The following is a 12,324-nucleotide window of genomic DNA, read 5'->3' as shown; positions in this document are numbered from 1 at the left end:
TTAGATCTACTCAGGAGACGCTAGCCATGCTATCTCGTTTATTAAAATGCAAAATTCACCGTGCAGTTGTAACCCATGCTGAACTTCACTATGAAGGTTCTTGTGCAATTGATGGCGTATTGATGGACTTAGCTGGTATTCGTGAATACGAAGAAATCCATGTTTGGAACGTAACTAATGGCAAGCGCTTCACAACTTACGCAATTCGTGGTGAAGATAACTCTGGCATTATTTCAGTAAATGGCGGTGCTGCTCACCAAGCAGATGTGGGCGATTTAGTTATTATTGCTACTTTTGGTGATTTCACAGAAGCTGAAGCAAATGCTCATAAACCACGCTTGGTATATGCAAACCCAGATAACACAGTCAATCACACAGCGAACTGTATTCCTGTGCAAGTTGCCTAATTAAAGATTTAAAAATAATAAAAAGCCCGTAAATACGGGCTTTTTTTATAAGACTTTATAAACTTCTGGCAGTTCCCTTCCACCAGCTCTGTTGCTGCTTACAATTTAGAAGCTGTAGCTCCTCTCCACGTAAATCAAATAAAATCGCCTCTCCTTTTGTATTTACCTTAAATTCAGCATATTTCGCTTTCTCATAGCAATGAGCTAAGCCTTCGGCAAATAAGAAACTTCGAGAAGCTGGGTACAAAGATTGATAGTGATTGTCTGGATTTTTTAAAATTAAATTCTGCTCATTAGATAAAGATTTAGGGTCTAAAACCGTACGGATCACTCGATTTCGTGAATCTAAAATAACTTTTGCTGGAACAGAAGCATGATTAAAAATCACCTGATCTAAAGCTTCACTTTCACTTCCTGTCAAAGCTTTGAGAGATTGTAAATTTAATTCATAAGCCAGCGCCATGTAGTCCCCTTGTAAAATAGAACGAGGATCAACTGGTTTTAGCTTAATAAAAATACTTTTACTCTGATGCAGGTGCCATTCATTTTTCATCACTAAACCTGCAAAAAATAATACAGTGACTACTGCAAGCATAAGAGAGAAATGCTTTTTCATTACTTTTCTCCCTCAATACAATTAATTTTAGCTTCTTTCATAAGTAGCCCATATAGAGCCAGCAATATAATGCCTGACACCAAGATTGAGGCACTTTTAGCTAAAAAACTTAATTGTAAACTGTAATAAAGTTGCCAAAGCACAAAGGCAAATACTATGAGTGCAACACCGTAAACAATGCGATCTTTATTTTTTAAAGCCCATGTCAAAATAACAAATAAAATGAATACTTCAAAATAGCCGAGTGCAATAAGTAATATACCAAAAACTAAAAAGGCAAAAAAAGTTATACCGTGAAGTTGCCGATAGAGATAGAAAAAACTAAAGCATAATAACCATACGCACGGCAATGCATAAAGCAACCATAGTGACTGATCAGCCGAATCAACAAATGCTAATCCTATAAAGGTATCAAAGAATGAACTCACCCAAATTACAACGAGCGTACATAAGAAGATACTCCGCTTATACGATACGACCGCTTTACTTCCTATCAGTAGTACCGAGCTAAAAACCAAATAGTTAAGTAAGACTAAATTTAAATAAGTCTGAGTAGAGTTTAAGGACCATAATGAATGATCCATTTGTAGTAGATAGATTACTGCTATACCATAAGTTGCAAGCATTTGAATTAAAATAAAGAACCAGTGAGGCTTAAGAAAATAACTAATACATAAAATAAAGATCTGGGCAATCAATACCCATAAAATTTGATCTGTTTCAGAACCAAGATGGAATAAAAAAGCAGTCTGTCCACTCACAAATAAACAATATGCAAACTGCCGGATGAAATAACTTTGCGATTTTGTTAGTAAAGTTATAGCTACAGCAACAAAGATGATTCCAATAATTAAGGAAATAGTCTCCCAAAACACCAAAGTAAATGCTGCAAGCGCTAGACCAGCAAGCCAAGCACCAATTGCCAAAGGAATGATATAAAAACGGCTTTGACGGAAAATCTTGATTAAGAAATAACTAATGAGTGCAAACCAAGTAAAAATAATCCCCGCGATCAATAAAAAGATGAACTCATTAGAATCTTTAAATAGTTGATTAATACCATCCACAAGCCATATGGTAGCCGTCACACCAAGAACAGCAGCCATTAAACTGGCACACAACTGATCATCTTTATTAAAAAAATAATAAAAAGCGATGATTCCTAGAAAAAAAGCCGAGATCAGATAAGGTAAATTTTCACTTGATAGGAATTGAATCATTCCTGTTATTGAAATAACAGCAAACCAAGCAATAAAAATAAAACGTAAAGCCGTATATTTCTTTTGACAGATCCAAAACTGCACAAGACTTAATAGATTTAGAGCAAAAAGATAAAGATAGGAAAATTTTTCTGCCCAGAAAGTCTGTTTAAAAAATAAAAATAGGGTGAGTTGGCTTGTAATACAAATTAAAGCAAAGATTCCAATATTTGGTCGATATAGCCACGGCAATAAAAGCAAAGTCCAAATCAAGAAAAGTAAATAACTGTCTGCACCAGTTTGATAAACTTGCCCAATTACAGCCAAACTCAAACCGACCATTAAGCCGCAGATGCCATGTAAAGTTTGCCTTACTTCCTCACTTAAAGTCTTTTTGATACTCACCCAAGCTGTCATAAGTAATATAACAGGTGGAATAATGAGTTGAATGCTATCTGGAAGCATCAACCAATTAGCAGCAATTAAGTACAGAATACTGAGCGCCATAAATACATAACTGAAAATATGGAGATGCTGAATAAATAAAGTATTCCTAAAAGGATAATAATCTCTTATCTGCATGAAACACCTGTTTTATTTATAATTTTCTAGAAAAAACATAACATTCACTTTTAAGCTCAACAAGTAAGCTCTTGTTAAAAAGCCTATTTCAATTTATGAAAATACTTATTCATAAAGAGACTTAGCATTCTACAAAAGCATCTAGCCAATTTTGCCAAGCGCGCTATAATAAAACCCATCGCTTCAGGGCGGGGTGTAATTCCCCACCGGTGGTAAAGTTAATTTTTATTGTTAAATTAACAAGCCCACGAGCTTAAATTATGTAATTTGAGCAGATTTGGTGAAACTCCAAAGCCGACGGTATAGTCCGGATGAAAGAAGACGACGAACTGGAATAAATCCATTTTATTTCAGTGCCAGCCTGTTTTTGCATCAGTCCTGAAATGTTCAACCGTATTCTTACGAGAGCGTTTCATTATGTCTAGTTTAATTCAACCAGAACTTTTTTTCTCAGCCCTCTCTCCTGCTGAGCAACGCATTCAACAAGCATTAGAAGATATCCGTCAAGGCAAACCTGTCTTGGTGATGGATGACTTCGATCGTGAAAATGAAGCAGATTTAATTGTTGCAGCAGAAACCCTAACTGTTGAGACCATGGCACGTATGATTCGTGATGGCTCAGGTATCGTATGTTTATGCCTTACTGAAGAGTTAGCTGATCATCTTGAACTTCCACCAATGGTTTCTCAAAACTCAAGTCAGTTTCATACTGCATTTACAGTGACTATTGAAGCTGCTCAAGGCGTTACCACTGGCGTTTCTGCTAAAGACCGTGTAACAACGATTAAAACTGCTATTAAAGATGGTGCTGTTGCAAGTGATCTTAACCGCCCAGGCCATGTTTTCCCATTACGCGCACGTAATGGTGGCGTGCTTACCCGTCGAGGTCATACGGAGGGGACTATTGATCTAGCAAGATTAGCTGGTTTAAAACCTGCTGGAGTATTATGTGAATTAACCAATCCGGATGGGACAATGGCATCAGGAATTCAAGTTTTAGCATATGCTCAAACTCATCATTTAACCGTGATTACAATTGAAGAGCTTGTACAATATCGTCAACAACACGGTATTTAAAAATAAATAAAAAGGTTTGACTTGTTCACTTGCAGGTCAAACCTCTAAATTATAATTCTTGAAATTTAAGAAACTTTCTTTTGTGCGGCCTGTTCTTCAACATAATCTAAAAGTTCAGAAAATTTTGTAATCTTTGCTTTAGGTTGTGCTTGAGTAAGTTCTTCTGGTGTCCCATAACCATAAGTCACCGCTACCGCTTCAATACCATTATGACGGGCGCCTAAAACATCATATTGACGATCACCCACCATCAAGCATTCTTCTGGGTTTAATTGCTCACGATCAAGAATATAATGGATAAGCTCAGCTTTATTGGTCCGCTCACCCGTTAATTCACTACCGTAAATTTGTACAAAATATTGGCTTAAATCAAAATGATCTAAAATTCGTTTTGCATAAATCGTTGGTTTAGCAGTAGCAACGAACAAACGATACCCTTCTGCTTTTAAGGCCTTAAGTGTTTCCGCAACAGATGGATATACTTCATTTTCAAATAAACCAATCACCGAGAAACGCTCACGGTAAGCAAGTAAAGCTTGCTCAGCTAGTGCATCATCTTGAGTAGCTAATAATTTTGCTAATGACGCTTTTAAAGGTGGGCCAATCGTCCAATCAATATTTAAATCGGCAGCTAATGGATAACCTAACTTATCCATTGCATAACGAATTGATGCATGGATACCAACTTTAGGGTCTGTTAAGGTTCCATCTAAATCAATCAAAATATGTTTTATAGCCATTCAATCACTAACCCAGTAAAGTATTTAATTCAATTGGTCGAGAGTTTAATTAAACTCTCTTATACTAACGTAAATTTAAATTGAAAAGGAAATAACCGTGCGTCCAACCGTACTTTGTTTCTCGGGTTTAGACCCTTCAGGTGGTGCAGGTTTACAAGCCGATATTGAAGCGATTGGACAAAGTGGTGCACATGCAGCAATTGCATGTACAGCCCTCACCATTCAGAATTCTCAACAAGTATTTGGCTTTGAAGCAACCACAAAAGAACTATTATTAGCCCAAGCAAATGCTGTTGTAGGCGATTTACCCATTAAATGTGTTAAGTCTGGCATGCTAGGCACTACTGATAATATTGCGGCTCTAGCCGAATTTTTACGTGCTCATCCTGACTATCAATATGTACTTGATCCTGTTTTAGTTGCAAACAGTGGCGGTTCGTTAGGAGACCAAGCAACTTTAGTTAAAGCATTTGTGGAGCTTATTCCTCTAGCGACACTCATTACTCCAAATACAGTTGAATTGCGCGCTTTAACAGGCGTTACCGATTTAGATCAAGCAACCCAAAAGTTATTTGAAATGGGTGCCAAGGCCGTATTGGTGAAAGGTGGACACGAAGATACACCTAACTTTATTAAAAATAGTTTATATATTGATGGCGAGCTTGCAGCAAGTAGTACATGTCCGCGCCTTGAAGGTGAATATCATGGCTCAGGTTGTTCATTAGCGAGTTTTATTGCAGGTCGTTTAGCTCTAGGTGACTCTTTAAAAATTGCAGTTCAACATGCAGAAACATGGTTATTTGGTGTGTTAAAAAATGCTGAAACACCTGTACCCAATGGACAAAAGATTCCAAAACGGTTTTAACCAATAAATAAAAAAGGCGCTTTAAGCGCCTTTTTTTATATTCCTATTACTGAGGAATACGTAAAACTTGTCCTGGAAAAATCTCATCTGGATCTTTCAGCATTGGTTTATTCGCTTCAAAGATTTTTTGATATTGATTGGCATCACCATAAAACTCTTTGGCAATTTTTGAAAGATTATCGCCAGATTTCACTGTATAAAATTTGCTTTCTGGCTCAGGAGTTGCAACAGTCATCTGGTCATCTACTTGTGCCACATGATCTACATTACCCACAATAAGAATGATTTTTTCTTTATCTGCTTGGCTTTGGACTTGCCCTTTAATAATAGCAGTGTCAGTTGAGCCATTATATGTTACAGATAAGCCTTCCACCCCAAGGCCTAAGCTTTTAATCAATCCCAATAATTTATTCGCAATTTCTTGTGCAGAAGGTTCTGCTGGTGTTGCTGGAGCTGCTTGTGGTTCTGCTGGTGCGGTATTTTTCTTACCAATACCTTTTACAAAATCAAAAAGACCCATTATTTAGTCCTCATATTATTGTTTATAGTAAAGTCATTAAACTGACCCTTATTGTTATACTTGAAAAAAGAGACACCTCTGCTATCAATTGAGGTTGATCTTGTAAAAATATGTATCTCATCAATTATCTTACTCGTATAAAAAAAGCCACCTTACGGTGGCCTTCTTTTTTAATCAGCAATATGCGAATTAACCAAGTTTTTTAGTTACATAGTCAATTGCAGATTGAACTGTAGTGATTTCGTTTGAATCTTCATCAGGGATAGTGATGTCGAAGTCATTTTCGAAAGACATAACAAGTTCAACTAAATCTAAAGAGTCAGCACCCAAGTCATCCATGAAAGATGCTTCGTTTTTAATCTCTTCAGCTTTAAGACCAAGTTGTTCTGCAACCGCTTGTTTAACGCGTTGTTCGATATCGCTCACAGGAATTCTCCTCATTGCTTGTGGCGTTTGATTTGCCACTAGTTTAATTGAATATAAAAATTTTTAAAAGTTTATACATCGGCGTTAGGCCATGTATAAACCACCATTTACATGTAATACCGTACCGGTAATGTAACCTGCTTTATCACTTGCAAGGAAACTCACCGCATTTGCGATATCTTGTGGCTCGCCTAAGCGATTTAAAGCCACTTGATCACTCATTTTTTTGCGAATGTCTTCACTAAGTGCATCTGTCATTTCTGTCGCAATAAAACCTGGCGCCACACTGTTTACAGTGATTTGGCGACTACCCATTTCTTTTGCAAGACTACGGCTAAATGCTTCAATACCTGCTTTAGCAGCAGAATAGTTTGCTTGACCTGGGTTTGCAAAGTGAGCTACAACAGAACTGATATTAATAATGCGACCAAAACGTGCTTTCGTCATACCCTTAAGCACACGTTTAGATAAACGATAAACGGCTTTAAGGTGGATATTGAGGATGTCATCCCAATCATCTTCCGACATACGAAGCAACAAATTGTCTTTCGTAATACCTGCATTGTTAACGAGAACAAGTACAGGACCATAGTTCTGTTCAATATGAGACACGACTGCTTCAATCTCATCGAGATTACGCACATCGAGAGCCAAACCTGCACCTTGTTCACCAAAGCTATCAGTTAGCTTTTGTGCACCAGATTCAGAAGTCGCAGTACCTACGACAAAATAACCGTCTTGAATAAGTTGCTGGGCAATTGCAGCGCCAATGCCCCGACTCGCGCCCGTTACTAATGCAACTTTGCGTTCTTGTGTCATGCAATTTTTCCTTCTGCCACTAAAACAGCATTTAGGGCATCTTCCATTTTGCTCTTACTATCAATAGAAAAAGCTTTTTCAATATTTGGTAAACGCTTTGCGAGATTACTCAATACTGTACCTGGGCCACACTCAACAATATACTGAATACCTTGGTCTTGTAGAGACTGCATGGTACGTGTCCATTGTACAGACTGGTACAATTGTGCTGTTAAAGCCTGACGTAATTGAGCAACATCGGTAGCAATTCCCGCGTTGACATTTTGTATTACAGGAATGGTAGGTAGCTCAATGGCAGTTTGTTCCAAAGCTTCTGCAAATTTTTCTGCTGCCGGCTTCATCAATGAACAATGTGATGGAACAGAAACCGGTAAAGCAATTGCTTTAGCAGATTGTTCTTTTGCCAATGCCATAACTTGCTGTACAGATGCAGTACTACCAGCAATCACAACTTGACCTTGTGAATTATAGTTTGCTGCTTCAACTGAACCTTGGCCTAATGCAGATACGCTCTGGCACAATTCAACTACTTTATCATCAGCTAAACCAAGAATAGCAGCCATAGCGCCTTCCCCTTGAGGAACAGCATTTTGCATGAGTTTTCCACGCAAATTAACTAACTTAACTGCATCCGCCAAACTCATTGAACCTGCTGCAACTAAAGCGCTGTATTCACCTAAAGAGTGACCTGCAAGGTATTTAGGGGCTAAACCACCTAAATCTAACCATAAACGCCATAAAGCAATACTGGCAGTTAATAATACAGGCTGGGTATTTTCTGTTTGGTCTAAACCTTCACCACTTTGTGCAATGTGCCAAAGATCAAATCCTAGCGCGTCTGAAGCTTCGGCAAAAGTTTGCCCAACTCCACTAAACTGTTCTGCGAGTTCAGCGAGCATACCAACTTTTTGTGAACCTTGACCTGGAAACACAAATGCAGTTTTTGTGGCTAAAGCTACTTGTTCAAGACGTTTAGCAGACATAAGAAATCCTTTTTGGGTTTTCACTCATTTCTCTGGAGCGGAAATTTAACATTTAATTTGTATATTTATAATTGCGAAAAACAACAAAAAAAGGGAGCTTTCGCTCCCATTTTTTCTATACTTAAGCATCACGCTTAATGCATATCATGCAATTATTCAGCATCAGCTGCTTTAGCGAATAATTGGCGACCACGGTAGAAACCGTCTTTAGTCACGTGGTGACGACGATGAGTTTCACCAGTTGCTTGGTCTACTGTTAATGCATTCTCGGTTAAAGCGTCATGTGAACGGCGCATGTCACGGCGAGAGCGACTTTTACGGTTTTGCTGAACGGCCATGATGGCTCCTTACAAAGATCGAAAAAATGGATCAGAACAAATTCAGTTGTCTTATCCCATAATCATAACACAAATTATGAGTTAAGTTTACCCTTCAAACCTGCCAAAACATCAAACGGATTATCCCGTTTCTCTTCGACAACGTTCTGAATGGTAGGTTGATGTTTATGTTCACAAGCATCATGCTTGGGAGATAAAGGCATCAACAATAACAGTTCATCTTCTAGTAATGCGAGTAAGTTGATCGAGGCAGGTGTATCAAAATCACCTTTTGTCGAAGACTCACTTTCACCTAAAACGATGAAATCAGCATCCTCATCCAAGCGCTCTATCAGTGACTCATCATCTACAAGTGCAATATGAAAGTCAGAAACAATTGGCATTTCAACAGGTTCCAAACAACGTTGGCACTCCATTGGAACTTTTGTTTCCATGTGACCATCTAACCACACAATGCGATGATAGGCATCCATTGATAGCTTACAGTCTATGTTGATCAATTGGTTATCAATTGACCCAACAGCTTCACGAGCAATACGAGCAAAGCGAGACAATGGCAGTTGACCTGACCATGTAAAGCCTTGTTCAGCCCATTTAAACGGCTCAATCTGTGCCGGAAAGGTATTTGCTGACATAATTAAGGCGGCAATTCTACAAATTCATCGGTACTCTGTCAAAGATTAAGATACAATTTTGTACTTCTTTAGACAGAACTCGGGGTAAATTAAGCAATGCACCTGTTGCAGCCGCAACCTGAAGTTAACACTTCATTACTCGTTTGCACCCATTCAACCCACCAGAACCCTCTTTTACCTGACGTGGTGCAACTCTCACCATGGCCAAGCTCAAAATTAGAGTCTGAGCAAGTTGATTGGCTTATTTTACACTTTAATCACTGGTTTTCCCACCATAATGTGACATTAGTTCGTGGAGAATTTGAACCAGAATATTTCCCAGCGAATGAGCATGAACCAGCAAAAATTCAATTTGCTCATGGTTTTTTCAATAGTGCTCTTCACGAAATTAGCCATTGGACAATTGCAGGTGCAAAACGTCGCCTACTACCCGATTTAGGTTATTGGTATGCGCCAGATGGCAGAACTAAAGAACAGCAAGATTTATTTGAACAAGTAGAAATCAAACCTCAAGCCATTGAATGGTTATTTGCACAGTCTTTTGGCAGAAAATTCAGAGTCTCGCTAGATAACCTTACGGGCGATGGTGGAGATGGCAGAAAGTTTAAAGATAATGTTTATGCCCAAGTTCAACGTTACTTTTCTGGTGAAGCAAAGCTGCCTGCCGATGCAGCAAGATTCATTGAATGTATTTGCCAATGTACGCGAGCAGGTGCAGCATTACAATTAAATGAATTTAAACGTGAACTCCTTGATTAAATGACAAAAAAACTACGTAAGTTACTTGCTTCACAAGTTTGAAAGGTCTAATACTATTTTTAATAATGGCGTGATGGAGTCTCTAAAATATGTTGCATTTACATGTACATCCTGAAAATCCACAGCAACGCCTCATTGAACAAGCGGTTGAGCGTATTCGTGCCGGAGATGTTGTGGTCTACCCTACCGATGCTGCCTATGCAATCGGATGCCAGATTGGTAATAAAAATGCGATGGAACGGATTGCCCAGATTCGTGGTTTAGGTCCTAAACATCAATATGCAATTATGTGTTGCGATTTATCAGATATCGCGACTTATGCCAAAGTTGATAATGCGACGTACCGTTTACTAAAGGCAAATACACCAGCCATCACCACTTTCATTTTACCGGCAACCAGTGAAGTTCCACGTAGGTTAATGCACCCTAAAAAGAAAACGATTGGTCTACGTATTCCAAGCAATCCAATTTGTCAGGCTTTATTAAAAGAGCTGGGTGAACCTTTACTCACCAGTACATTAATTTTACCAGGGCAAGAAGATCCACTAGATGATCCTTACGATATTGAAAATCAATTAGCTAAGCGTATTGATGTCTTTATTGATGGTGGTTTTGGTACTTTAACAACCACGAGTATTGTTGATTTATCAGGTGAGCATCCTGAAATTATTCGTCGTGGTGTCGGTGATGTAAGTGCTTTTGAATAAGCACTTACTTTTCATTTTTTACCAATAGTTTAAAAAAAAGCATTATCAAGAAAAAAAATACTCTTTATTTAGTTTGGATTTTTTTTACACTTTAGTCGTTAAGCAATTTATTAAAAGTCACAATTCCTTTAGAATGCTTCTCACTATCTGCTGTTCTTCTGCTACAGCTCTTATTGACTTGAAAAACAAGTCTCATGCTTTTGAAAATTCGCGTGGCTTATAATCGTAATGAACCAATCACTTCATCAATCCATGGAAGACGTTCCACACATCCGTGTTTTAGATGAGTGGCACGATACGATTCCTGAGGATCTTTATATTCCTCCAGCTGCCTTTGAGATTTTGCTCGAACAGTTTGAAGGACCACTCGACTTTTTAATTTATCTGATTCAAAAAAACGGTTTTGATCTCATCCAGCTCGATATCGCCCCTATTGCCACTCAATATTTAGCTTATATGGATAGCATGAAATCCTTAAATATTGAGCTGACTGCCGACTATATGGTCATGGCTGCTTTATTGGCTGATTTGAAATCTCGCTTACTTTTACCTAAGCCTACTGTAGTAAGCATCGAAAAAGATCCTAAACAGGATCTTATCGATCGACTCGAAACTTATTTACGCATTAAACAAGCCGCTGAACGTTTAGGCCAAATGCCAGTTCTTGACCGTGATACATTCAGTGCCAATGTAAGCTTAGGTCATATTGCACCTGTTTATGAAGGATATGATGTTTCAGCATTACACGATGCTTTGTTCTGTGTATTTAACCGTCCGGAACCTGTAACACACACAATTGCGCAAGAGCCTGTACTGTTAGAAGAACGTATTGCTTATATTGAAGAGAAATTAGAGTCAGGCGACGTGTTAAGTTTTAAAGAATTACTTAATCCCCAACAAGGCCGTATGGGAATGGTTGTAACTTTTATGGCTGTTTTAGAATTGACCCGACAACAAAAGATTAAGATTATTGCTACAGGAGTTGAAGCTCCACTAGCTATTCAAGGGTCTTCAATATGAGCAGTTTTGAACAAAATAATAATGATTTGTCATTAGCCGATATTCATCATGAAGTTTTATTACAGCTTGAAGCCATTATTTTTGCGAGTGAAGCGCCTGTCTCAATTGCCCGTTTAAAAGAAGCATTTAATAATCAATATAACAAACAACAGCTTCGTCAGCTTTTACAACAGCTTGCCCTTTTACAACATGGCCGTTCCATTGAGTTGATTGAAACTGCGCAGGGCTTTCGTTTTCAGGTAAGATCCAAATATCGCAATATCATTGCGCAGATTTGGCCAGAGCGACCAACAAAACTGTCACCATCATTACTAGAAACGTTGGCTGTCATTGCGTATCATCAACCGGTCACACGTGCTGATATTGAACAAATTCGTGGTGTATCTAATAATAGTCAGATTCTCAGAACGCTATTTGACTGGAACTGGATTAAAGAAGCCGGTTTTAGAGATTTACCCGGAAGACCTGCGTTGCTAATTACAACGCCTCAATTTCTGAATGCTTTTGGTCTAGCCTCTCTAGGCCAATTGCCTCCCCTGCAGAACGCCAAGGAAGCATTTATGGCTCTCGATGCAAATGCACCGAAGTCATAAAGAGGTGGACTGTTGATCATTATGTCTAAGGTTGTGCT

16 protein-coding genes and 1 riboswitch are annotated in these 12,324 nt (G+C 38.4%); of the genes, 7 read left to right on the top strand and 9 right to left on the bottom strand.

What is annotated here, in order from left to right:
• Nucleotides 1-26: 26 nt before the first annotated feature.
• Nucleotides 27-407, top strand: coding sequence for an aspartate 1-decarboxylase (panD, locus tag GO593_RS10320; RefSeq protein WP_000952664.1), 381 nt, complete (start codon nucleotides 27-29; stop codon nucleotides 405-407).
• Nucleotides 408-462: 55 nt separating this feature from the next.
• Here panD and GO593_RS10315 read toward each other — a convergent pair whose 3' ends face one another.
• Nucleotides 463-1,023 carry a GDYXXLXY domain-containing protein gene (locus GO593_RS10315; protein WP_000716109.1) on the bottom strand — a complete coding sequence of 187 codons (561 nt, stop codon included), beginning with the start codon at nucleotides 1,021-1,023 and terminating at the stop codon, nucleotides 463-465.
• Nucleotides 1,023-2,804, bottom strand: a complete 1,782-nt coding sequence (locus GO593_RS10310) for a DUF2157 domain-containing protein (protein ID WP_001984214.1) — start codon at nucleotides 2,802-2,804, stop codon at nucleotides 1,023-1,025. Before GO593_RS10310 ends, GO593_RS10315 begins: the two co-directional genes overlap by 1 nt.
• A gap of 176 nt (nucleotides 2,805-2,980) precedes the next feature.
• Nucleotides 2,981-3,131, top strand: a riboswitch (FMN riboswitch).
• A 90-nt stretch (nucleotides 3,132-3,221) separates the two neighbouring features.
• Here GO593_RS10310 and ribB point away from each other — a divergent pair.
• Nucleotides 3,222-3,881, top strand: coding sequence for a 3,4-dihydroxy-2-butanone-4-phosphate synthase (gene ribB, locus GO593_RS10305; protein ID WP_000096537.1), 660 nt, complete (start codon nucleotides 3,222-3,224; stop codon nucleotides 3,879-3,881).
• Nucleotides 3,882-3,946: 65 nt separating this feature from the next.
• Here ribB and GO593_RS10300 read toward each other — a convergent pair whose 3' ends face one another.
• Nucleotides 3,947-4,621: an HAD-IA family hydrolase gene (locus GO593_RS10300; RefSeq protein ID WP_000985164.1), complete on the bottom strand. Its 675-nt coding sequence runs from the start codon at nucleotides 4,619-4,621 to the stop codon at nucleotides 3,947-3,949.
• Between the two features lie 97 nt (nucleotides 4,622-4,718).
• On the opposite strand from GO593_RS10300, the gene GO593_RS10295 reads away from it, so the two are divergent.
• Nucleotides 4,719-5,486: a hydroxymethylpyrimidine/phosphomethylpyrimidine kinase gene (locus GO593_RS10295; protein ID WP_001247948.1), complete on the top strand. Its 768-nt coding sequence runs from the start codon at nucleotides 4,719-4,721 to the stop codon at nucleotides 5,484-5,486.
• A 46-nt stretch (nucleotides 5,487-5,532) separates the two neighbouring features.
• Here the strand turns inward: GO593_RS10295 and lysM are convergent, their stop codons facing one another.
• The 6 genes from lysM to GO593_RS10265 all read right to left on the bottom strand — a co-directional run bounded on the left by lysM (nucleotide 5,533) and on the right by GO593_RS10265 (nucleotide 9,207).
• Nucleotides 5,533-6,006, bottom strand: a complete 474-nt coding sequence (gene lysM, locus GO593_RS10290; protein ID WP_000522216.1) for a peptidoglycan-binding protein LysM — start codon at nucleotides 6,004-6,006, stop codon at nucleotides 5,533-5,535.
• A gap of 189 nt (nucleotides 6,007-6,195) precedes the next feature.
• Nucleotides 6,196-6,432 carry an acyl carrier protein gene (gene acpP / locus GO593_RS10285; protein ID WP_001279871.1) on the bottom strand — a complete coding sequence of 79 codons (237 nt, stop codon included), beginning with the start codon at nucleotides 6,430-6,432 and terminating at the stop codon, nucleotides 6,196-6,198.
• A gap of 84 nt (nucleotides 6,433-6,516) precedes the next feature.
• Nucleotides 6,517-7,251 carry a 3-oxoacyl-ACP reductase FabG gene (fabG, locus tag GO593_RS10280; RefSeq protein WP_000191300.1) on the bottom strand — a complete coding sequence of 245 codons (735 nt, stop codon included), beginning with the start codon at nucleotides 7,249-7,251 and terminating at the stop codon, nucleotides 6,517-6,519.
• Complete coding sequence (fabD, locus tag GO593_RS10275; protein ID WP_001274814.1) at nucleotides 7,248-8,234, bottom strand: ACP S-malonyltransferase; 987 nt, start codon at nucleotides 8,232-8,234, stop codon at nucleotides 7,248-7,250. Before fabD ends, fabG begins: the two co-directional genes overlap by 4 nt.
• Before the next feature lie 152 nt (nucleotides 8,235-8,386).
• Nucleotides 8,387-8,572 carry a 50S ribosomal protein L32 gene (gene rpmF / locus GO593_RS10270; protein ID WP_000290730.1) on the bottom strand — a complete coding sequence of 62 codons (186 nt, stop codon included), beginning with the start codon at nucleotides 8,570-8,572 and terminating at the stop codon, nucleotides 8,387-8,389.
• Between the two features lie 74 nt (nucleotides 8,573-8,646).
• Nucleotides 8,647-9,207, bottom strand: coding sequence for a YceD family protein (locus GO593_RS10265; RefSeq protein ID WP_001275712.1), 561 nt, complete (start codon nucleotides 9,205-9,207; stop codon nucleotides 8,647-8,649).
• A 96-nt stretch (nucleotides 9,208-9,303) separates the two neighbouring features.
• Here GO593_RS10265 and GO593_RS10260 point away from each other — a divergent pair, with 96 nt between their 5' ends.
• The 4 genes from GO593_RS10260 (at nucleotide 9,304) to scpB (ending at nucleotide 12,286) form a co-directional block, all read left to right on the top strand.
• Nucleotides 9,304-9,966 (top strand): elongation factor P hydroxylase, encoded by a 663-nt coding sequence (locus GO593_RS10260; protein WP_000550441.1) that lies wholly within the window; start codon nucleotides 9,304-9,306, stop codon nucleotides 9,964-9,966.
• Between the two features lie 89 nt (nucleotides 9,967-10,055).
• Nucleotides 10,056-10,673, top strand: coding sequence for an L-threonylcarbamoyladenylate synthase (locus GO593_RS10255; protein WP_000902820.1), 618 nt, complete (start codon nucleotides 10,056-10,058; stop codon nucleotides 10,671-10,673).
• 228 nt (nucleotides 10,674-10,901) lie between these two features.
• Nucleotides 10,902-11,693: a segregation and condensation protein A gene (locus GO593_RS10250; protein ID WP_001076479.1), complete on the top strand. Its 792-nt coding sequence runs from the start codon at nucleotides 10,902-10,904 to the stop codon at nucleotides 11,691-11,693.
• Nucleotides 11,690-12,286, top strand: coding sequence for an SMC-Scp complex subunit ScpB (gene scpB / locus GO593_RS10245; RefSeq protein ID WP_000093856.1), 597 nt, complete (start codon nucleotides 11,690-11,692; stop codon nucleotides 12,284-12,286). Before GO593_RS10250 ends, scpB begins: the two co-directional genes overlap by 4 nt.
• Nucleotides 12,287-12,324 lie beyond the last annotated feature (38 nt).

The organism is Acinetobacter baumannii, assembly GCF_009759685.1.
GTDB lineage: Bacteria > Pseudomonadota > Gammaproteobacteria > Pseudomonadales > Moraxellaceae > Acinetobacter > Acinetobacter baumannii.
Note: the sequence above shows the minus strand (reverse complement) of the source record. Positions and strands in the feature narration are given on the sequence as shown.